Annotated in this window: 25 protein-coding genes; 6 read left to right on the top strand and 19 right to left on the bottom strand. The window is 66.3% G+C overall.

What is annotated here, in order from left to right:
* Positions 1-121: 121 nt before the first annotated feature.
* On the bottom strand, positions 122-1,045 hold the full coding sequence (locus DQP58_RS06105; protein ID WP_430915699.1) for a 2-hydroxyacid dehydrogenase: 924 nt from the start codon (positions 1,043-1,045) through the stop codon (positions 122-124).
* A gap of 287 nt (positions 1,046-1,332) precedes the next feature.
* Between DQP58_RS06105 and DQP58_RS06100 the strand changes: the two genes are divergently transcribed.
* The gene (locus DQP58_RS06100) at positions 1,333-2,190 is read left to right on the top strand and encodes an LLM class F420-dependent oxidoreductase (RefSeq protein ID WP_112707583.1); all 858 of its coding nucleotides are present in this window, start codon (positions 1,333-1,335) and stop codon (positions 2,188-2,190) included.
* Positions 2,191-2,200: 10 nt separating this feature from the next.
* Here DQP58_RS06100 and DQP58_RS06095 read toward each other — a convergent pair whose 3' ends face one another.
* Both DQP58_RS06095 and DQP58_RS06090 read right to left on the bottom strand, forming a co-directional pair.
* Positions 2,201-3,742: a SulP family inorganic anion transporter gene (locus DQP58_RS06095; RefSeq protein ID WP_205869348.1), complete on the bottom strand. Its 1,542-nt coding sequence runs from the start codon at positions 3,740-3,742 to the stop codon at positions 2,201-2,203.
* A 289-nt stretch (positions 3,743-4,031) separates the two neighbouring features.
* Positions 4,032-4,454 carry a nitroreductase family deazaflavin-dependent oxidoreductase gene (locus DQP58_RS06090; RefSeq protein WP_112707582.1) on the bottom strand — a complete coding sequence of 141 codons (423 nt, stop codon included), beginning with the start codon at positions 4,452-4,454 and terminating at the stop codon, positions 4,032-4,034.
* Positions 4,455-4,574: 120 nt separating this feature from the next.
* Between DQP58_RS06090 and DQP58_RS06085 the strand changes: the two genes are divergently transcribed.
* Positions 4,575-5,474 carry a class I SAM-dependent methyltransferase gene (locus DQP58_RS06085; RefSeq protein WP_112707624.1) on the top strand — a complete coding sequence of 300 codons (900 nt, stop codon included), beginning with the start codon at positions 4,575-4,577 and terminating at the stop codon, positions 5,472-5,474.
* Between the two features lie 140 nt (positions 5,475-5,614).
* Complete coding sequence (locus DQP58_RS06080) at positions 5,615-6,301, top strand: class I SAM-dependent methyltransferase (protein ID WP_112707581.1); 687 nt, start codon at positions 5,615-5,617, stop codon at positions 6,299-6,301.
* A gap of 19 nt (positions 6,302-6,320) precedes the next feature.
* On the opposite strand, the gene DQP58_RS06075 is transcribed toward DQP58_RS06080, so the two are convergent.
* The 3 genes from DQP58_RS06075 to DQP58_RS06065 are packed head-to-tail and all read right to left on the bottom strand — an operon-like array spanning position 6,321 to position 8,820.
* Positions 6,321-7,940: a PPE family protein gene (locus DQP58_RS06075; protein ID WP_430915698.1), complete on the bottom strand. Its 1,620-nt coding sequence runs from the start codon at positions 7,938-7,940 to the stop codon at positions 6,321-6,323.
* A gap of 2 nt (positions 7,941-7,942) precedes the next feature.
* A complete protein-coding gene (locus DQP58_RS06070; RefSeq protein WP_066876480.1) occupies positions 7,943-8,248 on the bottom strand; it encodes a PE domain-containing protein in 306 nt (101 codons plus the stop codon).
* Complete coding sequence (locus DQP58_RS06065; protein WP_112707580.1) at positions 8,245-8,820, bottom strand: hypothetical protein; 576 nt, start codon at positions 8,818-8,820, stop codon at positions 8,245-8,247. Before DQP58_RS06065 ends, DQP58_RS06070 begins: the two co-directional genes overlap by 4 nt.
* 71 nt (positions 8,821-8,891) lie before the next feature.
* Here DQP58_RS06065 and DQP58_RS06060 point away from each other — a divergent pair, with 71 nt between their 5' ends.
* From DQP58_RS06060 to DQP58_RS26745, 3 genes are all read left to right on the top strand, one after another.
* Positions 8,892-9,311, top strand: coding sequence for a hypothetical protein (locus DQP58_RS06060; protein WP_112707579.1), 420 nt, complete (start codon positions 8,892-8,894; stop codon positions 9,309-9,311).
* Positions 9,308-10,096 carry a hypothetical protein gene (locus DQP58_RS06055; RefSeq protein WP_112707578.1) on the top strand — a complete coding sequence of 263 codons (789 nt, stop codon included), beginning with the start codon at positions 9,308-9,310 and terminating at the stop codon, positions 10,094-10,096. The genes DQP58_RS06060 and DQP58_RS06055 overlap by 4 nt, the downstream gene beginning before the upstream one ends.
* A 123-nt stretch (positions 10,097-10,219) precedes the next feature.
* Positions 10,220-10,387 (top strand): hypothetical protein, encoded by a 168-nt coding sequence (locus DQP58_RS26745; RefSeq protein WP_165827804.1) that lies wholly within the window; start codon positions 10,220-10,222, stop codon positions 10,385-10,387.
* Between the two features lie 30 nt (positions 10,388-10,417).
* Here DQP58_RS26745 and DQP58_RS06050 read toward each other — a convergent pair whose 3' ends face one another.
* The 13 genes from DQP58_RS06050 to DQP58_RS05990 all read right to left on the bottom strand — a co-directional run bounded on the left by DQP58_RS06050 (position 10,418) and on the right by DQP58_RS05990 (position 23,104).
* Positions 10,418-10,765 (bottom strand): hypothetical protein, encoded by a 348-nt coding sequence (locus DQP58_RS06050; protein WP_112707577.1) that lies wholly within the window; start codon positions 10,763-10,765, stop codon positions 10,418-10,420.
* A 9-nt stretch (positions 10,766-10,774) separates the two neighbouring features.
* Positions 10,775-10,999, bottom strand: coding sequence for a hypothetical protein (locus DQP58_RS06045; RefSeq protein WP_112707622.1), 225 nt, complete (start codon positions 10,997-10,999; stop codon positions 10,775-10,777).
* Between the two features lie 283 nt (positions 11,000-11,282).
* Entirely contained in the window at positions 11,283-12,545 is a 1,263-nt protein-coding gene (locus DQP58_RS06040; RefSeq protein WP_112707576.1) for a TetR/AcrR family transcriptional regulator, read from the bottom strand.
* Positions 12,546-12,674: 129 nt separating this feature from the next.
* Positions 12,675-13,460, bottom strand: a complete 786-nt coding sequence (locus tag DQP58_RS06035; RefSeq protein WP_112707575.1) for a mannan-binding family protein — start codon at positions 13,458-13,460, stop codon at positions 12,675-12,677.
* Between the two features lie 12 nt (positions 13,461-13,472).
* Positions 13,473-14,069 (bottom strand): Mce protein, encoded by a 597-nt coding sequence (locus DQP58_RS06030; protein ID WP_112707574.1) that lies wholly within the window; start codon positions 14,067-14,069, stop codon positions 13,473-13,475.
* A gap of 37 nt (positions 14,070-14,106) precedes the next feature.
* A complete protein-coding gene (locus DQP58_RS06025) occupies positions 14,107-15,357 on the bottom strand; it encodes an MlaD family protein (protein ID WP_112707621.1) in 1,251 nt (416 codons plus the stop codon).
* The gene (locus DQP58_RS06020) at positions 15,354-16,586 is read right to left on the bottom strand and encodes an MlaD family protein (protein ID WP_112707573.1); all 1,233 of its coding nucleotides are present in this window, start codon (positions 16,584-16,586) and stop codon (positions 15,354-15,356) included. The genes DQP58_RS06025 and DQP58_RS06020 overlap by 4 nt, the downstream gene beginning before the upstream one ends.
* A gap of 2 nt (positions 16,587-16,588) precedes the next feature.
* On the bottom strand, positions 16,589-17,704 hold the full coding sequence (locus tag DQP58_RS06015) for an MCE family protein (protein ID WP_112707572.1): 1,116 nt from the start codon (positions 17,702-17,704) through the stop codon (positions 16,589-16,591).
* Positions 17,701-18,747, bottom strand: coding sequence for an MCE family protein (locus tag DQP58_RS06010; RefSeq protein ID WP_112707571.1), 1,047 nt, complete (start codon positions 18,745-18,747; stop codon positions 17,701-17,703). The genes DQP58_RS06015 and DQP58_RS06010 overlap by 4 nt, the downstream gene beginning before the upstream one ends.
* Complete coding sequence (locus tag DQP58_RS06005; RefSeq protein WP_112707570.1) at positions 18,740-19,819, bottom strand: MlaD family protein; 1,080 nt, start codon at positions 19,817-19,819, stop codon at positions 18,740-18,742. Before DQP58_RS06005 ends, DQP58_RS06010 begins: the two co-directional genes overlap by 8 nt.
* Positions 19,816-21,381, bottom strand: coding sequence for an MlaD family protein (locus tag DQP58_RS06000; protein WP_112707569.1), 1,566 nt, complete (start codon positions 21,379-21,381; stop codon positions 19,816-19,818). The genes DQP58_RS06005 and DQP58_RS06000 overlap by 4 nt, the downstream gene beginning before the upstream one ends.
* Positions 21,382-22,239 carry an ABC transporter permease gene (locus DQP58_RS05995; RefSeq protein WP_112707568.1) on the bottom strand — a complete coding sequence of 286 codons (858 nt, stop codon included), beginning with the start codon at positions 22,237-22,239 and terminating at the stop codon, positions 21,382-21,384.
* A gap of 1 nt (position 22,240) precedes the next feature.
* Positions 22,241-23,104 carry an MlaE family ABC transporter permease gene (locus DQP58_RS05990; RefSeq protein ID WP_112707567.1) on the bottom strand — a complete coding sequence of 288 codons (864 nt, stop codon included), beginning with the start codon at positions 23,102-23,104 and terminating at the stop codon, positions 22,241-22,243.
* Positions 23,105-23,166: the final 62 nt, after the last annotated feature.

Below are 23,166 nucleotides of genomic sequence, written 5' to 3'. Positions count from 1 at the left end.
CATGAAAGCCGCATACCCAGTTGTAGTTGGAGCAATAACCTTCTGCGAGTATCGCTTCGGCCACAGATCGGTAGCCGCGCAGAATCACCACGTCACGGCGCCGAAGGCGTCGGGGCGGGTGCTAACGGTGCGGCGACAGGATGGGTGTGACCAGTTCGCCCGTGCTGAGGTAGCTGTCGAGATTGCGGATGGCCAGCAGGGCCATGGCCCGCCGGGTCCGCGCGGTGGCGCTGCCGATGTGGGGAAGCAGCACAACGTTGTCCATGCCGAACAATTCGGCCGGTACGTGTGGCTCTTCGACGAAGACGTCCAGGCCCGCTCCCGCCAATTCGCCTGCGGCCAGCAATTCCACCAGCGCGTGCTCGTCGACCACGCTGCCTCTGGCGATGTTGATGAGGTAACCCTCGGGGCCCAGAGCCCGCAGCACCGCACGGTCGACCAACTTGTGCGAATTGCGGTCACCCGTGGTGGCGATGACCAGCACGTCCACCGACTCGGCCAGCTCCACGGGCGAATCGGCATAGCGGAACGGTGATGCCTCGATGCGATGACGGTTGTGATAGGCAATGGCGCAGTCGAATCCGAGCAGCCTGGTCGCGATCGCCGAACCGATCCGGCCCAGTCCCAAGATGCCGACCTGCAGGCCGCTGACGTCCCTGGCGTAGGGAAACGCACCCTCGCGCGCCCATCGGCCGGCGCGCACGTAGCGATCGGCGGCGCCGAACCGGCGCAGTGTCATCAGGATCAGCCCCACCGCGGTGTCGGCGACTGTGTCCGACAACACATCGGGCGTATTGCTCACGCCGATGCCGCGGCGCTTGGCCGCCTCCAGATCGATGAGATCCACGCCGGCCCCGTTGTTGACGATGACCTCCAGCTTGGGCAACGCCGCCATGGTGTCCGCATCGACGCCGGGCGATCCCGACGTCACCAGCACGCGCACGCCGGCTCCGTGCTCGGTCAAGAACCGCGTGCGGTCGGGGCCGCCGGGCAGCTGCGGAATTTCGTACCGGGCGGACAGCTCCGCTGCGAACGTCGGCTCCATCTCACCGACCCTGAGCACATCGCTGACTTTCTTCGCCGTCACGACTTCATCATCCTCGACGGCGGCATCGGGCCGGCCCGGCGGTGGAATATCCCGGCGACGACCGTGGTTGCCAGCGCGGCGGTGCCGGCCATTCCCCCGGGGACCACACCAGAACCGTCGTTGCGAGCGACCACTTGCGCCAGAGGCGTGAAGCCGGCACTGCCCCCAAAAACTCTTGCCCGGGGGCCCACGCGGGAGTTTCGTCGGGTGGGAAGCAATCCCGCTATCGCGCGGTTGCACAGCGAATGCGTATCGGAGTCGTCTTTCCACAAACCGAGCTCGGTTCGGACCCCGCCGTCGTGCGCTTGTACGGTCAGCGCGTCGAGGAACTGGGGTTCACCCACATCCTGGCCTATGACCACGTCGTCGGAGCGGACCCGACGGTGCATCACGGCTTTCAGGGCCCCTATGACATCGACTCGACGTTTCACGAGCCGTTCGTCATGTTCGGCTACCTGGCCGCCGTCACCGCGTTGGAACTCGTCACCGGTGTCATCATCTTGCCGCAACGCCAGTCGGTACTGGTGGCCAAGCAGGCCGCCGAGGTAGATGTGCTCACCGGGGGCCGTTTCCGGCTCGGCATCGGATTGGGTTGGAACGCAGTCGAATTCGAGGCGCTTGGCGAGTCCTTCACCAACCGGGGCAAGCGCTCCGAGGAACAGGTCGAGGTCATGCGCAAGCTGTGGACCGAACGGTCGGTCACGTTCAACGGCAGGTACCACACCGTGACGGGGGCCGGCCTGGCCCCGCTGCCGACCCAGCGGCCGATACCGGTGTGGTTCGGCGCCGCGTCGGATCGTGCTTACGAACGTGCCGGTCGGCTCGGCGACGGTTGGTTTCCCATGGTCGAGCCCGGACCCGGGCTCGACCACGCGCTCGAGCAGGTGGGCTGCGCGGCCGAGTCCGCGGGCCGTGACCCGAAGAGCCTCGGCATGGAAGGCCGGGTCAACTGGACCGGAGACCGCGATAAGCTCGCCGCCACTATCGCCGCCTGGAAGGCCGCCGGGGCCAGCCACCTGTCGGTGAACACCATGAAGGCCGGCTTCGCGAACGTCGACGGACACCTCGCCGCCCTCGAGCAGGTTGCCGACGACCTCGAATAGCGCCGCGGTTTTACCGGCTTCCCGCCGCGGACAACTCCTCGACCAAACTCAGGTGCGCGTTGCGGCGGCCGGCTTTCGATCGCTTCGGCGCGGGCTCGGTCGCCTCGACGGTGTCGCGGACATAGACCTGCCCGCCCGTAGCGCAGTGACGGCGCTGCCAGTCGCTGATCGCTTGGTGCGCCGCGTGATCGAGATAGCTCGTCAGCAGGTGGATGGTGACCGACGTCCGTTCGGGAATTGAGGCCAGGACGCCGGTCAACCGGGGCAGCGCCAGAAAGGTGCACGCGCCTTCGACGACGACGTGCCATCCGTCGCCAACTGGCTTGGCCTCGATCCTGGCGCGCACCACCCGCCATCCGGTGACGGCGATGGCCAGCGCGAGGCCGATCATCACGCCGTGCAGCAGATTGAGGAAGACCACGCTGCCCACCGTCACCAGGTAGACGGCGAGATCACCGTTGCGCAAGGCGGTTTCGATATGCGCCGGCTTCAGCAGCTCGATGCCGATGACGATGAGCAGGCCGGCAAGTGCCGCCGTGGGAATCTTTTCGACGAGCCCCGCGAAGGGCACCGCGAAGAGCAATATCCAAATGCCATGCAGGATGGTCGATGCACGCGTCTTCGCACCGGCATTCACGTTGGCCGCGCTGCGCACGATGACACCGGCGATCGGAAGCCCGCCGATGGCGCCCGACGCGATGTTGGCCGCGCCCTGCCCGATCAGCTCACGGTTGAAGTCGGTTCGCGCTCCGGTGTGCATTCGGTCGATCGACACCGCGGTCAGCAGACTCTGCACGCTGGTGATCAATGTGACCGTGATGACGGCGATGACGACGGCTCCCCAATTGCCGTGCGGCAGCGACGGCAACCGCAGCGCCTCGAGGACGGAGCCCTCCAAGACGATCCGGGACACGTGAAACGGGAAGATCATCGAGATGGCGGTGACCGTCACGATCGCCACCAGTGGACCCGGCACACTGGCCACCCGGGCCGGAACCCAGCGCCAGGCCACCAGAATCGCTATCACCAGCAATCCCAGCACGACTCCCGGGCGGTGTGCGCCCAGAATCTGGGCGGGCAATCCGGTGACATTGCTCCACGCCGAGCTTTTCGAAGCGCCGCCCAGCAGCACATGAACTTGCTGCAGGGCGATCGTAATTCCGATGCCGGCCAGCATGGCGTGGACCACGACCGGCGAGATCGCCAGGGCGGCCCGGGCAATCTTGCTGAACCCCAACAGGACCTGCAGGATCCCTGCGATCGCGGTGATGAAACATGTGACCGCCCAGCCGAACTGGGAGACCACATCGGCGACAACTACGGTAAGCCCCGCAGCCGGACCGCTCACCTGCAGTGGCGAGCCGCCCAGCCACCCGGCGACCACTCCTCCGACGATCGCCGCGATCAAGCCCGCGAGAACCGGTGCGTCCGAAGCGATCGCGATACCTAGCGACAGCGGAAGCGCCACCAGGAAAACCACCAACGAGGCCGGCAGATCGTACCGGAGCGTCTCTCGCATCCGATCGAGCCGGGACGGAGCCACCGCGTCCATATCCTGTCGGCCTGACTGTTCCACCTTGTGCACCGGCACTCCCCGAATTGGTCTTTAGCGGTGGGCTTTTAGCTATCCGCCCGGTCACGGCAGGCTGAACATTCGTAAAGCCTTGCGGCGCAGGATGTTACAGATACCACGAACGTCGTTGTTCGCCTGGGCACGCCTGGCCTATGCGTTCGAAGGTAAGGCGGCGGGGATAATAGGGTCAACCGGACGGGCCGGGCGCATATCGAATGCAAATTTTTCGGTGGCCATTGAAAGTAGCGGAGCCAGCCGAGGAAAATGGTTACTCCAGAACGAAAACCGGGATTTGCCGTGCCGTTTTCGTCTTGTATTCCGCGTAGGGCGGAAAAGCCTCAACGGCCCGCTGCCACCACTCCTCGCGCTCGGCGCCGTCGAGCTCGCGTGCCGTCAACTTGACCACCTTGTCGCCATCCTGCAGTGTCACGGCCGGATTCGCCTTCAGGTTGAAATACCACAGCGGATGCTCGGGCGCGCCGCCGTGCGACGCGACAATGACGTAGCGGCCATCCTTCTCGACCCGCATCAACGGCACGTAGCGCTGCTTGCCGGACTTCGCCCCGGTGACGGTCAGCAACACGATCGGCCGGTCGAAAACCTCGACTCCGTCGGTGGTGCCCTGACTCAGGATCTGTTCGGTCTGGTCGCGCACCCAGCCCCTGGGGCTCAACTCGATTTCGTCAGCCATACCTACACCGAACACCCCGGATCCGCGACCCCATTCCCCGGGTCCGACTAAGGCGTACAGTCGAGTCGTCAACTTATATGAGCTAACTAATCGCGTCGCAGTCGCGGAGAGGAGATGGGTGTGGCCCGCACCGAGAACGACACCTGGGACCTGGCGTCCAGCGTCGGAGCCACCGCCACCGCGGTCGCCGCGCAGCGGGCGATCGCCTCCAGCCCACCGGATGCTTTGTTGAATGACCCGTGGGCCGACCCCCTCGTCCGCGCAGTCGGCATCGACAGCTTCATCAAGCTGCTCGACCATCAGCTCGACCGCAGCGACGATCCGCTGCTGAACCGTCAGGCGGTCAAAGAGCAGATCACGGTGCGGACCCGGTTCTTCGATGACTATTTCGTTCAAGCGACGGAATCCGGCATCAAACAGGCGGTGATCTTGGCTTCCGGGCTGGACACCCGGGCATATCGGCTGCCCTGGCCGACGGGCACCGTCGTGTACGAGATCGACCAACCTGAGGTGATCGAGTTCAAGACGCGGACGCTGGCCGACCTGGGCGCCACCCCCAGCGCGGAGCGCCGCACGGTGTCGATCGACCTGCGTGAAGACTGGCCGTCCGCTCTCACCGCCGCCGGATTCGATCCTGCACAGCCGACCGCGTGGAGCGCCGAGGGACTGCTCGTCTATCTGCCGCCCGAGGCGCAGGACCGCTTGTTCGACGACATCGCGGCCGTTTCGGCGCCGGGCAGCCGGATCGCCACCGAGCACCTGGACCTGCGCAGCATCCCCTCGGACTGGGCGCAGAAGTTGACCGAGCGGTCCCGGCGCATCGGCTCCGGCATCAATCTGGCCGAGTTGTTCTACACCGGCGAGCGCAACACCGCCGCCGAATACCTGGGCGCGCGGGGCTGGGACGTCCATATCCGGACAACCGAGCAGGCGTTTGCCGCACACGGGTTCGCGGTTCCCGACGACGAATTGGCCTCATTCGGCGACGCTTCCGGCTACCTGACGGCGACGCTCAAGTAGTTGAGCCTCCGACGGCCTCGGTCGCTGGGCGGCTGGGGTTGATCGGCGAGCCGGTTTCCCAGCCAATCCCTGCATCGCCGCGTCCGCCCCATATATCAGCTTCATTGACATATATCAGTGGCATTGATATAAACGGTGGCATGACTCAACCGACGCAAGAGATGTTCGAATCCGCCTACCGGGGCGAGGCTCCCGAAATGGGCGAGGGCAACCGGCCGCCGTGGAGCATCGGCGAGCCGCAGCCAGAGATCGCGGCCCTCATCAACGACGGCAAATTCCACGGCGATGTGCTCGACGCCGGTTGCGGCGAGGCGGCCGTGTCGCTGTACCTCGCCGAGCGGGGCTTCACCACCGTGGGCCTGGACCAATCCCCCACCGCCATCGCGTTGGCCACCGAGAAAGCGGCCCGCCGAGGCCTCACCAGCGCCACCTTCGAGGTCGCGGACATCAGCGCCTTCACCGGCTACGACGGGCGCTTCGGAACCATCGTCGACAGCACCCTGTTCCACTCGATGCCAGTCGAACTGCGTGAGGGCTATCAGCAGTCGATCGTGCGGGCCGCCGCGCCGGGCGCCTCGTACTTTGTGCTCGTCTTCGACCGCGCCGCGATGCCTGCCAACGGGCCGGTCAACGCGGTCACCGAAGATGAGCTGCGCGAGGTGGTCTCGAAGTACTGGGTGATCGACGACATCCGGCCGGCCCGCATCCACGCCAACGTGCCCGAGAGCTTCCTGTCCGGCTTCCAGGACTTCGCCGCCGACATTCGCGATGAGGACAACGGCCGCAAATCCGTGGGCGCCTGGTTACTGTCCGCGCACCTCGGCTGACGCGGACCGGGGGCGCGGCCTACGGGCCGGCCCAGCCCTCCGGCAGCATCGGCGTGCGCGCGCCGTCGCCAGACTCGTTGTCGCCCAACGTGATCAGGCCCGCCGCCCGCAGGTCAGGCCTGGGTAGCGTCCCGGCGAAGCCCTGTGTCGAGGCACCGGATTCCGAGGGTAGGTGCCGAGCGGACGACACCGGTGCCGCCACCGCGGCCGGGTCATCGTCGGCCTCGATGAATTCGTAGCGGTATCCGGGGTCGACGACCGAGCGCGGGCGCCGGCGTGAGCGTCCGCCGTGCTGCTCCGCCACGGCCACCCCGGCCGCCGACGCCGCGTTCTGCGTGGCGGGCGCCGCGTTGTGGGCGCCGGTCTGCGCCGTCGATCCCATGCCGAGTCCGATGTTGCCCACCAGGTAACCGAAGCCCTCGGATCCGGTCACCGGGGCGGGCGGTGTGGGTGGAGCCGCGGGCGGCGCAGCCGCCGAAGCCGTAGGCGCAGGGATCGACGCCATCGACGTCGCCGTTACTGGCGGGCCGGCCGGTGCCGTGGGCGCCGTCACCGGAGCGGCCGGCACCGCCGGCGCTTGCACGCCCACCACCGCGGGCTGCGGCACGGCAGGAGCGGGAGCGCCGGCCGGCGCGGCCAGCCCGGCCAAGCCCGCCAGGCCTCCCAGGCTGCCCAGGCTGCCCAGGCTGGTGATCGACAGGCTCAAACCGACCTGCAGCAGCAGCGGCAACTCCTGGAGAATGAAGCGCAGTGTCCGGATCGTCCAGTTGATGATCCGGTAGGTCTGCCACGCGATGAAATAGTTGATCAGAGCCGGGAATTGGGACGGGTTGAGCAGGCCGGAAAAGTTCTGCTGTAGCCAGGCCACCGCCTGGGCGTTGCCGTTGAAGAAGTTGCCCAGGTTCTGCAGGTACTCCGATGGACTCCAGTTGGGTTGGCCCTGCCCGGGGATTTGCTCGCCGTCAGGCCCGAACAGCATTTCCCAGATCTCTTCGGGCGTGGGCAACTGGAAAGAACCCGTGCCGGTGCCGCTGCCCGCTCCGGTCCCAGTGCCGGTGCCGCTTCCCGTTCCTGTTCCGGTCCCCGTTCCGGATCCCGAGCCGCTGCCCGCCTTGCCCCCAGTGCCCGATCCGGCGCCGCTGCTCATCTGCACCGCTTCGGTCGTCGCCTGGTAGGTGGTCATGGTGGTGGCCGCCTGTGTCCACATCCGCGCGTAGTCGGCCTCGTTGAGCGCAATCGGAATGGTGTTGACGCCAAAGAAATTCGTGGCCACCAAGGCCGCATGCGTCGCATGGTTGGCGGCCAACTCCGGCAGCGTGGGCATCGCGGCCAGCGCGGCGGTGTATGCGGTGGCCACCCCCTGGTGTTGAGCGGCCGCCTCGGCGCTCAGCGCGCCGGCCAGCTGCAACCACGCCAAATACGGCATGTGCGCGGCGACATAGCTATCGGCCGTCGGGCCGTCCCACACCGGAACCGAACCGGTCAATACGGACGTCAACTCCGTTGCCGCCGAATCATATTGGCTACTCAACGCCGTCCACGTCGCTGCGGCCGCCAGCACCGGGCCCGGCCCCGGTCCGCTGCTCAACAGCGCCGAATGCACCTCCGGCGGAAGAGCCATCCACACCGGCGCGGTCATCGTCAGCCTGCGCCCAGATAGGTCGACGCACCCGCCGCGTCGCCGGCGGCGTAACCGACGCCAGCCAGACTCACGCCCAACCCGGCCCGACCCAGCACCTCGACGCCCTTGGCCGCCGCGGCCGAATGCTGGCTTCCTCGCTCGCTGAACACCGCGGCGGCCGCCAGCGAGACGGGATCGGCCGCCGGTGGGACCACCACCGAGACCACCGGCGCCGCCGCCGCGTGCGCGGCCGCAAGCGCAGCGGTGATCGCGTCGACCGCCGCACTCGTCGCGGCCAGGCCCTCGGGGATAACTCGCAGCGTCATAGCGGCCGCTCCTCGTATCGTCTTGTCGTCGAACCGGCGCCGGCCACCCTGGCCGCAGGCCGCCAACCCACACCCAGGGCTACCCCCCAGGCGAGCAGACCGGCTACCAATCCGAAGATCACGTGCCACTCAGCCCGCTCGAGCATTCCGTTCGATACCCACGCCGACATGGTGTGCCCCGTGGAGACCGAATTAGCTAGCGCGACAAGGTGAATGGGCGCAGCGGCCAGGGCCAGTAACCACCGATGCAACCGCACCACCGGAACGAAGCCCACCGCAAACAGCAACGCCGCCGCGGCCACGTAGCGACTGCTCCACAGCGGATCGCTCAACCCATGGATCGGCAGCGCCGCGATCGATGACGTCGCGCCGACCGCCAACACCGTCTCGCGACGCGCCGTCACCAGCGCGACCGCCACCAGCAGCGTCAGCCAGATCAGCCCGCGGTGACCGGGCAGCCCCAGGGGCATCCGGATGTCGGTCGAGGCGACGATGACGGCGACCGCAACTAGCGGAAACGCCGCCTCGCGGACGGCGGTGAATCCGGCTGTTGGGCGCATCAGCACGGTCATGCGCAGATCATAAGTCGCGAGAACCTAGACTAATCCTTATTTACGGCGAATTCACAGGATAGGACCCGTAAATGCGCAGCAATATGCTCTTGATTCGGGTGGTTGCGGTTTTCGCCCTAGCTACGGGACTCGTCGCGTGCGGTGCATCCGAGACCGAGGTCCAGCTCGTCGTGCAGGACAACCACCGGGTGCTCGACCGATTCACCCTGTCGCGACTCGAGCGGCTGCCCCAGGTTCAGGTCGCGACGCCGCAAACACACCGCGTGCAGCACGGACCCAGCGTGCGTTCGGTCCTCGACGCCGCGGGCGCCACCGGGGTCATCAGCGTACGGGTGGAAGGGCGCGACCCGGCCCAGACCCTGACGGCCGGCGAGCTCGACGATCGGACCATCCTCGGCTTCACCAAACGCCACACACTCAAGCTCACCGGCGCAGAACTCACTCGCGATCAGTGGGTTCGCGACGTCACCGACCTGGTGGTCAACCCGTGATCGGCGGTACCGCGCTGGCCGGTGTCGACCTGCTGATCGGCATCGATGACACCGACAACCCGTACACCCCCGGCACCGGCCGGCGGGCCCGCGCGCTGCTTCGTGAGCTACAGGCGGCCGGACTCGGCTCACCCGCGGGCGCCACGAGACATCAGCTGCTCGTCGATGATCGGATCCCGTACACGTCCCATAACTCGAGCGCGTGCCTGGCCTGGCGCAGCCCCGCCGGTGATCCGGACGCGGTTCGCACCGGAGTCATCGAGTTCGCCGGACACTTCCTGGAAACGGTGTGCCCGCCCGACGCGGATCCGGGGCTCGCCGTCGTCATTCCGGGCGAACTCGTCGGCAGCGCGCCGCGGCTGATCGACTTCGGTCTTCGCGCCAAACGGGAAGTACTGTGCCCCAACGAAGCTCGCGAACTCGCCACGACACTCGGCATCCACCTGTCCGGCCACGGCGGCACGCGGGAGGGGACGACCGGCGCGCTCGCGGCGGTCGGCCTGCACCTGTCGGGCAACGACGGACTGTTCATCACCTTGCCCGGAATCCGCAAGCTGCCCGGCCGGGCCACCATCGAGACCGTATTCGACCTGACCCCGATCGACATCGCGCGCGACGACGCTTTCCGCCAGCCTCGGCACGGCGAGATGATCGACCTGGGCGACTGGGTACGGCCAATCTTGCTCGACGGGCTGGCCGTGTTGCTACTCGAACCGCCCCGAGCGCAGGGCAACGGAACCAGGTCGTGGCGAACGGCACCGCGTGCGGTGGTCAAGCAATACTGATTCCCCGCTCGATCCCGCGTACGTGAGCTGCACGATCGGTGTCGGCGGTCGCGCGCGGGTTTCAAAGGCCGTCATTCGGGCGAACCTGACGAAAGGCATTGCAGACGTTCAAAGGAGATCTCGGTGGATCAGCAAGTCAACTTCGACCCGCCCGCGGCGCCCGAGGACGCCCGAAAGGCAACCGAGGAACAGCGCAAGCTGCAGGAGCAGCTAGAGCACCAGGACGAGGATCCGAACGCCCCCGGATTGCACCAGTCCCGGCACGACCTACCCGACGAGAGCACCCGCTAGTCGCCTCAACCGTGGCTCGGCGAAAGCCCGTCAGGGACAAGGCAGTTCAGGTTGCCGGGCCGACGGTGTGGAGCGCCGGTAATCGTGGGCAAGCGCCACGCCCGCCTGCCACGTCAACGTCAGCCCGCCCAGCGCCGCCGCGGGAATCGCCCACAACCGCCGGATCAGGAGCGCGTGATCGCACTGATCGACATACTTTCCGCCCACGCCGAGCGCGCTGGACGCCTGGGTCAGATCGGTGATAAAGCCGCTGCCGCACTTGACTTGCCAGCCGAACTGATCGTAGGCGTCGATGAACACCGGCAGATACAGCGCGAAGACTCCCCCGGCCAGCAACACCACGGCAGCGGAGACGATCAGCGGCCCGCGGTTGGTCATGCGCCCCCCTCAGGTCATGCAGACGTTGGCGAAAAGCAGCACCGGCCAAGAGACGATCGAGCCGAGGAATGAGACCACCAGATCGACGCCGTGCATCTCGTGCAGATGCTGGGTGTGGGTGCTCGACCAGATCACGCCGACGATCAGGTACGGCGTCCCCAGCAGGATCGCCAGGCCCAGCAGCTCGGCGATGGTCAGTTGATACTCCAGGACTGAGCGGATCCTGCTGAGCATGAGCATGCCTTTCGCGCGGGCGCTGCCGGGTTCGAAGCCGGCCTACACCGAAGTGCTGAGGACCCACCGCGTCCCGGCGTGCGGACTAGACTCATATATGTTAATCGGCATTCGATTGATTCGGTAGTGTCGCGGTCGATTTGGCGGCGCAGTCACGCAGCGGCCGAACGCTCAGATGTGGTGGCGCAAAGGGGCGCTCGGCTCGCGCTCCTTGCATCGGAGGGGTTTGTTTGTAAGGAGCAAGTGCGGGAAGATTATTTGGCGGAGTTCCCGCAACAGCATGTCAGCGGCGCTGCCGGCCACCGCGTGGCGCGCTACGAGGCGCTGCGGCCGGCCGTCCTAGCAGCGTGACCTCCATCAGGCGGCGCACCGTGAGTCCGGCGGCCGCGCTGGCGTCGGGGTAGACGAGTCGGCCGGTGTCCACCGCGAGGGCAAACGCGGCGTGGACGGCGTATCGCGCGCGGCCGAGCGTGAGCTCCGGCCTGGCCGCGACGGCGAGGCTGGCCCAGGATTCGACGGTGGAACGCTGAATGTTGTACAGCAGTACCGCGTCCGTGTCGGGCAGGTTGTGCCGCTCCGTGTAGTAGACGCAGGCCAATTCGGGGTTGGCGAATGAGCGGGTGACGTAGGCCTCGATGAGTTGCGCGAGCGCCTGTTCCGGGTCGGCGCTGGTGGCCAAGATGCTGGACAGGTCGCCGGAGAGTTGGTCGGCAGCGCGCCGGTAGTAGACAGCCAGAATGTTGGCCTTGCCCGGAAAGTACTGATAGATGCTGGCAACCGGGATGCCCACCGCCGCCGCGATGTCTTCCATCCCGGTCTCGCGATAGCCGCGTTCGTTGAACAGGCGCATCGATTCGTGCAACAGAAGTTCATAGCTTCCGGCTGCGCTGGTCAGCGTCGCCGTGCGCGGCTGCTCGGATCCGCGACCGCGCTGGGTTGGCAAGTCGGCCCGCAACACCGCGGCCGAGATGTCGGCCAGCGCCGCGCGGATCTCGGAATTGCCCAGCCGCGACCGATGGTCGGTGATGCTGCCTATCACGCTCAGGGTGGCCGCCGACAGGATCCAGCGTTGCCGCGACGTGAGTTTCGGTCGAAGCCTCATCAGCGGACGCTGCAGGCGCCGGTTGATCAGTTTGATCTGTTCGGCCAAGGCGTGTTGATCGTCGCCACGTAAGTAGCGGCCCTCCCAGCGATAGAGTCCGCCGGCGGTGCGGTTGACGATCGTGGAGTCGATCAGCGCACTGACCAGCGCGCTGAGCTGCTCCTCGGGATCGCCATCGGCGGGCAGGTCATCAGCGAACGCCGTGGCGTCGACCAGTTGCTGTCCCAGCGCCAAGAAGACTTCGCGGAACAGGTCGTACTTGCCCTGCGAGTGGCGGTATAGCGCGGCCGCGGAGATCCCGACCCGCGCCGCGATGTTTTCCATGCTGACCGCGTGATAGCCCAACTCGCTGAATGCGTCGGTGGCGGCGCGGGCGATTTGGATCTTGCGGTCCTTCGGGCGCCGCTTTACTTGATCTGCGGACGAGCGGCTAGCCGATGGCATACAGATCACCGTAGCCGCAGCAGCGGCTGTCGGGGCGATCGGTCGACAAGCGGAATCGCCGAGCCGGCAAGCTTCCCGCGCGCGGCTGGGCGCAGCGTCCTACCCGAGGTCATCAGACGTCTATCCCCGCTACGCCCCGCCGAATTCCGGGCGCAGGACCGAGCTCAGTGCGCTGAGCGGAATGTGTGGCTCGACGGCCCCTCCGTCCATGGACCATTGCTCCGACTGCCCGTATTGGATAGGCGAGTCGTGTCCCACCGGATAGTCCGGCATGTACAGGATCAGCTCGTCGGGCGTGAGCGCCCAGGCTTTGTAGCCGCCCGAGAAGACCTTGTCCGGTGTCCACCGATCGAAGGTGAACGGATACGTTCCCGGATTGTGCTGCCATGCGGCATGGTCGAGTGCGTCCTGGATGGACGATTCGGCCAACGGCGGAATTGCGGTCAGCGGGTCGAGGCCCGGCTTGGTGATGTCGGCCAGCTGCAACCGCCTGCCGTCGGCCATGTCGAAGGTGAACGTGCGATAGGCGTTGTTGAATGCCGGACCGTCGGCGTGGTAGTCCTCGTGGAAGGCCACGCTGAGCGCCGGCCCATGGGTGAACACCTGATAGTTCTCCTCGCCCCAGCTGTCTTGGACCATCGATGCGCCCTTCGTGCGCCAGTTGTTCATCAAATTCCGCAGGTATTCACGGATGGGTGGACCGCTGGTGGGGTTCTCGACCAGATCGCCGGGCAACGCTATCTTGATGTCCCGGACCGCCTTTCGCTCGGACAACACCGACGTGTGGCAGTACTGCCCGTCCCAATCACCGCCGAGCTCGCCGCAAAACGATTGCGCCGAGGCCGGTGCCGTCGGTGCCCTCACCACCGCGGCCGCCACCATCGCCGCACCGGCCGAGACTCGAATCAACCGCATGACCGAAACGCCCTAGGGTAGTTCGACTTTGCTGGCCAGCCAGCGGCCGCCGACGTCTTCCATCGTCATCTTCATCCGGCTTCGGTCAACCCGACCATCGGGCCGCGCGGCGTTGCTGACGGTTTGGTCGACCATCAACAGCACCACCACCTTGGTTTTGCTCTGCGATTGAATCGCCGAGTCCACCACGGTGCCATGCGCTGTGGCCTTGTTGTCGATGAGCAGTTGCCGAAGCTGCGCGCTGGCTTTGGTGTACGTCTCCTTGAAATCCCCTGTGGCCCCGTTGAGTACGGCCGAGAAGTTCTGGTCGACCTGACCGGAGTCGATACTGGTGAGCACCTGGGCGTAGTCGATCGCGGTCCGCTGGGCCGCCTGCCCGGCCTGGTCCACCGCGTGCTCATCCCACAGCTTCCAGCCCAACCCGCCGGCGAGGGCGAATGCCCCGGCATAGACGGCCGCGGCAACCGCGATGCGGCCGTGGCCTTTCCATCGCCAGGTACGGCCTTTCGCGTCCCGCCCGTCGGCGTTCGCGGAGGCTTCCTGCTGGTTGTCGGGCCGGGTCTCGGCGTCTTCGCTCGTACTGCAGTCGTGGTCGGCGGTTAGCGTCACGGCGGTGTCTCCTTGCGGTCGTGAAGGGCTCGTGGACTCAGCGGGGCGGTTCGATCGGCAGGGTCGGTCCGCCGTAGGGCGTGGGAATGGTGAAGCGCCCCTTGGGCGTTGGATCGGCGGTCTGGCCCAGGTCGGCGCCGGGGGGCGGCCCCGCGGTGTCGTCTCCCCCCGGTCGTGGCGCATTCTTGGCACCCCGGATCAAAACTTGCGGGTCGTCGTCTCTGCAGTAGGTGTACAGGAAGGGCTCGGGGTAGTCCGCCGATGACGACGGCCGCCGCGGGGTGCCGTAATCGCACGTGTAACGCGGGTAGATGTCGGCGGTCGCCCACAGCCCGTGCTCGTGCATGGTCGTCATCAGGGCCTCGAGTGTCGAGCCGCGATAGTCGGGGAAGACCGCGTTCAGCGCCGGCACGCGCAGATAGACGATCCGCGCGGTGGTGACCAGATTGGCTAGTAACCCGACCATGGTGTCGGAGTTGTCGTCGAACAGGTTGTCCACCGAGGACAGGGCGTGCGGGGTTCGGTCGACGAATCTGCGGTAGCCGCCGTCCATCTTGTTCACGCCGGTCATGAGGTCCCCGACATTGCGGGACGTCGCACCGAGGCCGGCATTCTTGTCCGACAGCGTCGTCAGGACCACCCGGCTGGTCTTGAGCATGCTCACGGTCTGTGGCAGCACCGGGTCCATCGTCGACAGCAGGAAGGTGGCGCCGTCGATGATGTCGGTGAGCTTCTGCGGCCCCTCCTTGCTCAGACTCAGTTCGCGCTTGACGATTTCGAGCTTCTTCGGGTCAGTCTGGGCCAGCAGCCCATCGGCGTCGGCGAGCACTTGCGACAGTGGAATCGGCGTGGTGGTGTGCTGTGGGCCGATCACGCTGCCGTTCGACAGGAACGGGCCGGCGTTGGATGCGGGCTCGAAATCGATGTACTGCTCGCCGGCCGGGGACAGCCCGGACACCCGTACCGGGCTGGCGGCGGGGATCTTGGTACTCGCATTGATGCTGGCGATCACCTCGACGCCGGTCGGTGTGGGCCGCAGCGATTGGATCCGCCCCACCCGGATCCCCCGGACCGCTACGTCCTGGTTGGCCAGCAGGCCACCGGATTCGGGCAGCCGGATGGTGACCCAGTAGGTCGACTCGAAGGGGTTGATCCGCAGCGCCCCGAGCGCCAGGTACGCCACGCCGACGACGAGGGTCAGAGCAAGGGCAAGGCCGGACAGCCACGCGCGCCGCCGGTGTCCCGCTTTGACCGCGCCGACGATGAACCGGCCGAGGGTGTCGATCACCGCGGCGGCTCCGGGATCATCGGATCCGGCGGCGCTTGACCGGCGGGTGCCGGTGGAAGCGGCGGACCGACCGGCGTCCACGGGCTTTGGCCCATCGGTGTCTGTGGGCCGCGGCCGACGACCCGTTCCTGAAGGCGCCACAGAACGTATTTGATGGACCCGATCATGTAGTTCCAGTCGCGGCGCATCGGTCCGTGGAACACGGGATCACCCTTGAATCCGCCCGTCTCCGCCCCGGTGCCCGGCCGCGATCCCATCACCAACCGATCAAAGCTGCCGCGCACCGAAATCGCGTCACTGGGCGTGGCTTTCACGAAGGGCGGGATCAACCTGTTCAGACCGGCGAGACTGGTGTCGGGGCTCAGCACCACGTCATTCCATGCGGCGGCAATCGTGTTGGCGTCCTTGATGATGCTGCGGCCCGTCTTGTCGGTGCCGGCGATGGACGGGAATTTGGACAGCTGATGCGTCGTGGCTCCGAGCTCGTCGACCACGTCGGCGATTTCGTCGGCGTTGCTGGATAACACGTTGGTTGCCGGGCCGACGGCTTGCAGAATCTCGGTCAGCGCCTGGTTTTTCTGGTCCAGCCGGTCAGCGAGCCCGGCCGTTTCTGTCACCGCCGCGTCGATCTGCTCGGAGCGCGAATTAAGCTTGCTCAGCAGCAGATTGGTCCGGTTGATCAGGTCGCCGAACGCGCGGCCCTGGTCGCCGGTCGCCTTGCCGGCGCCGTTGACGATGTTGGTGAAGTTGCGCACCGCGCCACCGTTGACCAGCAGCGCGGCCGAGCTCAGCACGCTCTCCACGGTGGCGGCGGCGCGGGTCGCCGGCAGGCCGATAATGTCGCCGCTTTTCAGCAGCGGCGCCCGGGGATCCATCGGGGTCGGCGGCTTGATCGCGACGAACACATCACCAAGCGGTGTCGCCGAGCGCAGCTCCGCGGTGCTGCCGGCGGGGACCCGCACGCCGTCCATGATCCGCAGGGTGGTGACCGCGGTGTAGTTGCGCGCAACCATCGATTCGAGCTGTCCGACGTCGGCGCCGGCGAGTTTGACTTTCGCGTGGGCTGGAAGGTTCAGCGCGTTGGAGAAGACCGCGTTGAGCAGATATCCACCGCCGCCGATTCCTGGCGCGGGCAGCGGCAGGCTGGATAGCCCGTTGGTGGCGCAGCCGGAACTGACCATGGCTGCGCTGAGCGCCACTGCCAACGTTTTGCGCTTGACGACGTTCATCGCTATTGCCCCATCGCCGAGAGACCGTCGAGAATGTAGGTCAGGCCGAAATCTGGTCCGTAGTCTTGCAGCGTGCCTGTGCTGCAACCGAGTTGGCGCAAGTGCATGAGATTGCAGAGTTCCTTGGCGGACTGGCTGTCGGTGAGGGCCTTGTCCAGCAGCCCGTGCACGCGTATCGCGCCGTTGTTCCGGTCGACGGTGTTGTAGAGGTTTTCCAGTGTCATCGGGAGCACGTCGAGCATTTCGGACACTCCGCGCTGGTCCTCGACGATCGTCTTGGCGACGGTGTCGCCGTTGCGGACCGCCTGCTTGAGGTTGTCCCGGTTCTGCTCGATCAGCGTGGTGACTTCTTCGAGGATTCGGTTGATGGTCCGTCCGGTGGCACCGGTGCCGAACTTCTCGTCGGCGAGCATCTGGCTGAGTTGGCGCGTGGTCGAGCCGAATTGACGCACTTTGGTGTCGTTGCGGGCGGCGGCCTCGGTTATCGAGCTGAGGTCGGTGATGATCGTGGTCAACTGCTCGCGGGTGGTCCCGCCCCGCTCGGAGCTGAGCCGCAGTGCGTTGGAGAGTTGCTCGAGAGCGGACAGGATCTTCTTGCCGTTGCCGTCGGTGATGGCGACCGCGGAGTCACTCAGGTCGGCGACGGGGCCCCCGCCCCGTCCGTCGCCCTTCAGCGATTTCGACACCTTGTCGAGCATGTCCAGTACGCGGTCGAAAGCCACCGGCGTCTTGGTTCGGGTGAGTCCGATCGTGTCGTGGTTCTTCAGCACCGGGCCGCCCCGGTAGGGCGGGGTCAGTTCCACCTGCCGGTCGGTGAGGATGGAGGTCGTGATGGTGACGGCGCGGGCGGCCGCCGGGATCTTGACCTTCTTGTCCACCGTCAACTCGGCCTCGACGTAGCTGCCTTTGGACGTGACCTTGCTGACCTTACCCACCGGCATGCCCAGCACCGCCACCACGTTGCCCTCGTAAAGCCCAGCGGCGCTGTCGAATTGCGCGATCACCGTCATGGTGTCCAGGCGCGACTTCACGTAGTGGCCGACCAGCCCGATGGCGACGGCGGCCAGCGCCGCGACCGCGACACTTACGGCGATGAGCTTGCGCCTGCCGGTGGTCATTTGCAGTCCTTGAAATACTGGATCATCTTGAACTCTTTGGCGCGACCGCTGATGGCACACATCCAGGAATCGATGGCGAGACCGTTGGGAAGGTTGAATTCGACGACCGGCCCGTAGCCGGTGGCGTTGGTCAGACCGCGCAGGGCCACGGGGGCGACTTGCAACAGGTTTCGCAGCAAGTCGTCGTGCCGGCCGACCATGTTCGTCAGCTGGTGCAGGTTGGCGAACAGCTCGTCGAGCAGTGGTCGGTTGGTGACGACGATCTTGTCGAGCTGGTCGACGAGATCGGTCAATCCGGCGAACATGGCGTGAAAGGTGGCCTCCCGGGCCACCAGGTGCCCGAGCAGATCCTGGCCCTGATCCATCAGATGGCCGATGTTGGTCTGCTGGCGCCGCAGGGTATTGACCACTCGCTGAGTGCTTTTCAGTAGCGTGCCGAGTTGGCCCCGACGGTCGGCGGTGATAGTCGACAGCGTCTGCAGATTCGCGACGGCCTGCGGTATCAGTGGCGGTACGCCGCCAAGTTGCTTGCCCAGCACCGCGAGCGACTGCGCGAACTGGTCGGAATCGACCTGCTCGAACGTCGTGGTGGCGTCCTCGAGTAGTGACTGCAGGTCGTAGGGCACCTCGGTGTGGCTCAGGCTGATCGTCTTGGCCGGCAGCGAGCCCGGGCCGTCGGGAACCAGCTCGAGGTAGCGCGAACCCAGGATCGTCATCACCTTGATCACCGCCCGGGTGTCCTTGCCGAGGGCGATGTTGTCGCGCACGCTCAGCCCGGCTTCGACGTGATCGCCATCGAGCTTCATGCTGGTGACGTGTCCGACCTCGATGCCGGCGACGGTGATGGGGTTGCCGGGTCGAAGCGTTGCGGCCTGCAGGAATTCGGCGGTGTAGTGGGTGTAGCCGATGCCGAGCAGCTTGATTCCCAGCGACACCGCGACAAGGACGGCGACCAGCGCCAGTCCCGCCAACCCCAGCCAGGTCCTGTTGTATGACTCCAGCGGACGACGCCGCGACCACCGGGCCCTGAGCGAGTCAGCCATTGGCCATGTTCCTGCATCGCGGGGTGTGCCACCCCATGTTCTTTGTGGTGATCGGGTACGCGTTGCCGGGCGTGGCCGCGTTGACGATGAATGTCGTGATGTCGTTGAGCCCCGGGAAGAACCCGGTGGCGTTCAGGTCGCATGCATAGGCGTTGCCGTAGGAGCCCTCGCTGACGGCCCGCGCGAAACCCTTGAGCAGCAGCGGCAGGTTGTCCCCGGTGAAGGCCAGCTGGGGTTCGATGCCGACCATGTGCTTGCTGAACCCGGGTTCTCGGGTGATCAGTTCGTTCAACGACGGGTCCACGTCGTCGGCGATCGCCGAGAGCCGACGGGTCACCCGCGCGATCGAACCCACGGAGTCCTGTAGCGCAGCGCGGCGGTTGTCGAAATTGGCTACCGCATCGCGGGTTTGGTCGAGTGCATGGTCGAGGTCGTCATTCTGGCGAGCGACGGTGTCGGTGACCTTCGTGAGGTTGCTGATCAGATCGCCCAGGGATTGATCGCGGGCGGACAGCGTTCGGGTGATCGTCGAGGTCTGCTGCACCAGTAGCGGGATGGATGCCTGATCGCCTTGCAGTGACTGCAAGACGCCCTTGGTCAGGTCGTCGGCGTCCTTGGCGTTGAGCAGGGTGAACAGCGGCTCGAAACCGTTGAGCAGCTTGCCGACGTCGAAGGAGGGGTCCGTTTGCTGCACCGGTATCACGCTTCCAGCGGAAAGCGTTGCCCTGTTGCCGATCTCGCCCAGCGACAAGCCCAGGTACCGCTGGCCGATGATGTTCTGATAGGTCACCGATGCCACGGTGTTCCCGTACAGGCGCTGATCGTTTTCGACGATGAACGCGACCTTCGCCAGTTTGCCGGTCAGCTCGATGTTTTCGACGCGCCCGACACGCACGCCGGCCATTCGGACGTCGTCACCGATGCGCAATCCGTACACGTCGCTGAACATCGCCGCGTACGGCGTGGTCGGCCCCGCCACGTCACGCCGGAGGGTGGCGTACACCATCCACGTCACGGCGATGGCGATCGCCATGAATATCGACAGCCCGATGAGCGGCCCCCGTACCTTCATTTCGGCCCGTCTACCGGTTGTGGTTGCGCGGGTTTCAGCGAGACGGACGTACCGCGCGCGACCGGGCCGAGCAGCAGTTGGGTCGCCGCCGACGCCGGGCGTCCCTGGCCGGTGATCAAGCCCAGCTGGTCGCGTTCGTGTTGGCTGCCAACGGGTCCGACGTTGCCGCCGTATCCCGACGGCGCGACCGCGCCGGGCGGGCCGGGGTTCGGCGCCGGCGATGGCCCCGGCGGAGGCGGCGGCGCGTCATCGGGATCGGCGGTTCCGGGGACCCGGGGTGCCGGACCGATGGGCCACGGCCACCACGGTAAGGGCGGGTTGGGGTCTTGCAGGCTGGGGTTGGGGTTGTACAGGGGCGGTCCGACCGGAACGAGGTTGCCGTCGGGCCCGACCTGAGTGCCCGGGGGCGGCGCCAGATCCGCTGGCGGGTGGTAGTTCTGCGGTAACAGGACCTCGGGCAGGTCGGGCCGGACCGCGATGGTCGGGGCGGTATAACAACTGGGCCCCAGCAACTGGCCGTACCGCGGGCAGTCGGCACGGGTGTAGGTGTAGCTCGGTGTCAGCGCCAGATTGACCCGCATGTTTCCCGTGTCGAGTTCGGGATCCCATACCTGTTCAAAGAACTTGTCGGACAACCGGTTCAATCGAGTGAAGATGGGTACGAATTTGTCGCTGTGCAAGGCGAATACGCCCAGGACCGGTGTGAGGTTCTGTGTCATCTCGATCAGTTGATCGGTGTGGTTGTCGAACGCTTGGCGGTTGACCCCGATGGTGTGATGTGAACCGGTGACCAGCGAGCGAAATTGCTCCCGCTTTTCGGCCAGCGTCTGCATCGGTTTGACCGCGTCATGCAGGACATCGACAAGCTCGGGCGCCGTGGACTGCAGACCCCGAGTGGCATCCAGCAGCGCGGAGACCGTGGTCGGCCCGGGATCGGTGGCGACGATGGAGTTGAGCTCGTCGAGCACCCGAGTCAATTGCGCGCCGGCGGTGAGCAGCGCACTCCGGCGGTTGTTGGTGGCGGCCGCCACGGCGGCCAGAAGTCCCACGCTGTGGTCCTCGCGGCCCCGGCCGGTTGCGGCGAGGATGTCACGCAGCTTGCTGATCGTCGTCTGGAAGATCACCGTCGAAAGCTGCTGGTCTTCGGGGATGCGCGCCCCGCTGCGGATGCTCGAACCTCCTCCGCCGTCGACGAGTTGCACCGACGACACCGCGAACACGTTGCTGGGCACCACGCGCGCGGTCACCGCGCCCGGAATGTCCTTGGCGTAATCGGGTTTGAGGTTGATGTGCACATAGTTGGGTTTGCCGTATGCCGCCGGCACAACGTTGTCGACGGCCCCGACGAGCAGCCCGTGATACTTCACGTCCGATCGGGCGGGCAGGCCGTCGCCCACGTTCGTCAACTCGGCGACCACGCGGACATAGTCGTTGAGTCGTCCGGTGGACTTCAACAACAGGGAGCCGGTGACCAGCCCCGCGATCAGCAGCACCGTGACGCCCATCGCCAGCAGCTGGTGGTCGGAGGGGCCCCGGCCGTCGAAATCTAGCGAATTCGGCATTCAGCCACCGAATCTCGCGCCGGCGTCGATGCTCCACAGCGCCATGGTGAGCAACATGTTGACCATGATCACAACGGTGATGCTCGCGCGCATGGCGTGCCCGGCGGCCACTCCCACGCCCTCGGGCCCGCCCGCGGCGTAGAAGCCGTAGTAGCACTGCACGGTGGAGGACAGCCACACGAAGACAACGCATTTGAGCACCGAATAGGCAATGTCCTTGGCATTCAGCATCATCGTGAAGTAGTGCAGGTACGGACCGATGGAGCCACCGCTGATCACCTCGGCGACCACCTGACACGTCAGGTACGTCACCGCAAGGCACGCGATGTAAAGCGGGATGACCGCGATGACAGAGGCCATCAGCCGCGTTGTGACCAGGAACGGGATGGGGCGGATGGCCAGCGATTCCAGGGCATCGATCTCTTCGGCGATGCGCATGGCACCCAGCTGCGCGGTGAAGCGGCAGCCGGCCTGCATCGCGAAGGCCAGCGAAGCCATGATCGGCGCCAGCTCGCGGGTGTTGACCAGCGATGAGATGATGCCGGTCGCGGGGCCCAAGCCGAGCAAATTGAGGAAGTTGTATCCCTCCACGGCCACCAAAGCGCCAGCGGTGAAGCCGAGCACCACCGCGACGCCGGCCGTGCCCCCGCCGACCACGATCGAGCCGTTGCCCCAGGCGATGTTGGACAGCAGGTGCAGGAATTCCGCGCGGTACTGTCGCAGCACGGACGGCACGGCGAGCACGGCCCGCGCGAAGAACACCAGCATGTGTCCCAGCCGCATTGTCGGGGCGGCCGCGGCCCGATAGGCCCCGACAAAGGGGCGGGCCAGGGTGGGGACGTAGGCGGACGCCGTCATGTCACAGCCCGGTCCTGGGATACAACGCGTTGTACAGCTCGCTGATCCCGACGTTGACGATCATCAGTACCAGAATCGATTCCACCACGGCGGCGTTGACCGAATTCGCGACGCCCGCCGGACCGCCCTTGGTGAAAAGCCCCTTCTGGCACGCGATTACCGCCACGATGGCGCCGTAGATAACGGCTTTGAGCAACGCTACGACCATGTCTTCGGTGGTGGCGAACGACGAGAAGGTCGCCACGAAACTCCCGGGCGCGCCGCGCTGGAAGTAGACGTTGAACAGGTAGCTGGCCAAAAACCCGACGAAGCAAGTGATTCCGGTCAGGGCGACGCCGACCATGATGGCCGCGGCGAAGCGCGGCACCACTAGGCGGCGAATAACCGAAACACCCATCACCTCCATGGCGTCGGTCTCCTCGCGCATCGTGCGGGAACCGAGATCGGCGGTAATCGCGGACCCGACGGCGGATGCCATGAGGACCGCGGCCACCAGCGAGGCGGCCTGGCGAATCACCGCGAGTCCACTGGCCGCTCCGGCGAGTGAAGTCGCCCCGACCTGGTTGGCCAGCAGGGCGAACTGGATGGAGAGGGTCACCCCGATCGGCAGCGCCACCAGCACCGTCGGCAGCACCGCCGTGGCGGCCATGAACGCGCCCTGGCGGATGAACTCGGCCCATTGGAAGCGCCCGGTGAACAGGTCGACCATGCAGTACTCGATGGTGCGGAGCGCGAGGATGTACTGCTCTCCGAGGGTGTTTAGTGAGGCCAGGGGGTGCCGCACGACGTATCCCGCGGACCACTCCTGAATAGCGGCCACGCTGTCGGTCGCTCGGTCGTCGGTGAACGGTCGCTTTGCCCCCACGGGCGGCTATGTTAACCGCTGCTCAGCTTCTGCGGAAGATCCGAGTTCCTCGACTGCGTTGC

Source organism: Mycobacterium colombiense (assembly GCF_003284975.1).
In the GTDB taxonomy this organism is placed as follows: domain Bacteria; phylum Actinomycetota; class Actinomycetes; order Mycobacteriales; family Mycobacteriaceae; genus Mycobacterium; species Mycobacterium europaeum_A.
Note: the sequence above shows the minus strand (reverse complement) of the source record. Positions and strands in the feature narration are given on the sequence as shown.

What these genes read in the sequence shown, in the direction of transcription:
- DQP58_RS06105 (WP_430915699.1), bottom strand. Translation starts at nt 1,045, where the DNA reads ATGGAGCCGACGTTCGCAGCGGAGCTGTCCGCCCGGTACGAAATTCCG.
- DQP58_RS06100 (WP_112707583.1), top strand. Translation starts at nt 1,333, where the DNA reads ATGCGTATCGGAGTCGTCTTTCCACAAACCGAGCTCGGTTCGGACCCC.
- DQP58_RS06095 (WP_205869348.1), bottom strand. Translation starts at nt 3,742, where the DNA reads ATGGACGCGGTGGCTCCGTCCCGGCTCGATCGGATGCGAGAGACGCTC.
- DQP58_RS06090 (WP_112707582.1), bottom strand. Translation starts at nt 4,454, where the DNA reads ATGGCTGACGAAATCGAGTTGAGCCCCAGGGGCTGGGTGCGCGACCAG.
- DQP58_RS06080 (WP_112707581.1), top strand. Translation starts at nt 5,615, where the DNA reads ATGACTCAACCGACGCAAGAGATGTTCGAATCCGCCTACCGGGGCGAG.
- DQP58_RS06075 (WP_430915698.1), bottom strand. Translation starts at nt 7,940, where the DNA reads ATGACCGCGCCGGTGTGGATGGCTCTTCCGCCGGAGGTGCATTCGGCG.
- DQP58_RS06070 (WP_066876480.1), bottom strand. Translation starts at nt 8,248, where the DNA reads ATGACGCTGCGAGTTATCCCCGAGGGCCTGGCCGCGACGAGTGCGGCG.
- DQP58_RS06065 (WP_112707580.1), bottom strand. Translation starts at nt 8,820, where the DNA reads ATGACCGTGCTGATGCGCCCAACAGCCGGATTCACCGCCGTCCGCGAG.
- DQP58_RS06060 (WP_112707579.1), top strand. Translation starts at nt 8,892, where the DNA reads ATGCGCAGCAATATGCTCTTGATTCGGGTGGTTGCGGTTTTCGCCCTA.
- DQP58_RS06050 (WP_112707577.1), bottom strand. Translation starts at nt 10,765, where the DNA reads ATGACCAACCGCGGGCCGCTGATCGTCTCCGCTGCCGTGGTGTTGCTG.
- DQP58_RS06045 (WP_112707622.1), bottom strand. Translation starts at nt 10,999, where the DNA reads ATGCTCAGCAGGATCCGCTCAGTCCTGGAGTATCAACTGACCATCGCC.
- DQP58_RS06040 (WP_112707576.1), bottom strand. Translation starts at nt 12,545, where the DNA reads ATGCCATCGGCTAGCCGCTCGTCCGCAGATCAAGTAAAGCGGCGCCCG.
- DQP58_RS06035 (WP_112707575.1), bottom strand. Translation starts at nt 13,460, where the DNA reads ATGCGGTTGATTCGAGTCTCGGCCGGTGCGGCGATGGTGGCGGCCGCG.
- DQP58_RS06020 (WP_112707573.1), bottom strand. Translation starts at nt 16,586, where the DNA reads ATGAACGTCGTCAAGCGCAAAACGTTGGCAGTGGCGCTCAGCGCAGCC.
- DQP58_RS06015 (WP_112707572.1), bottom strand. Translation starts at nt 17,704, where the DNA reads ATGACCACCGGCAGGCGCAAGCTCATCGCCGTAAGTGTCGCGGTCGCG.
- DQP58_RS06010 (WP_112707571.1), bottom strand. Translation starts at nt 18,747, where the DNA reads ATGGCTGACTCGCTCAGGGCCCGGTGGTCGCGGCGTCGTCCGCTGGAG.
- DQP58_RS06005 (WP_112707570.1), bottom strand. Translation starts at nt 19,819, where the DNA reads ATGAAGGTACGGGGGCCGCTCATCGGGCTGTCGATATTCATGGCGATC.
- DQP58_RS06000 (WP_112707569.1), bottom strand. Translation starts at nt 21,381, where the DNA reads ATGCCGAATTCGCTAGATTTCGACGGCCGGGGCCCCTCCGACCACCAG.
- DQP58_RS05995 (WP_112707568.1), bottom strand. Translation starts at nt 22,239, where the DNA reads ATGACGGCGTCCGCCTACGTCCCCACCCTGGCCCGCCCCTTTGTCGGG.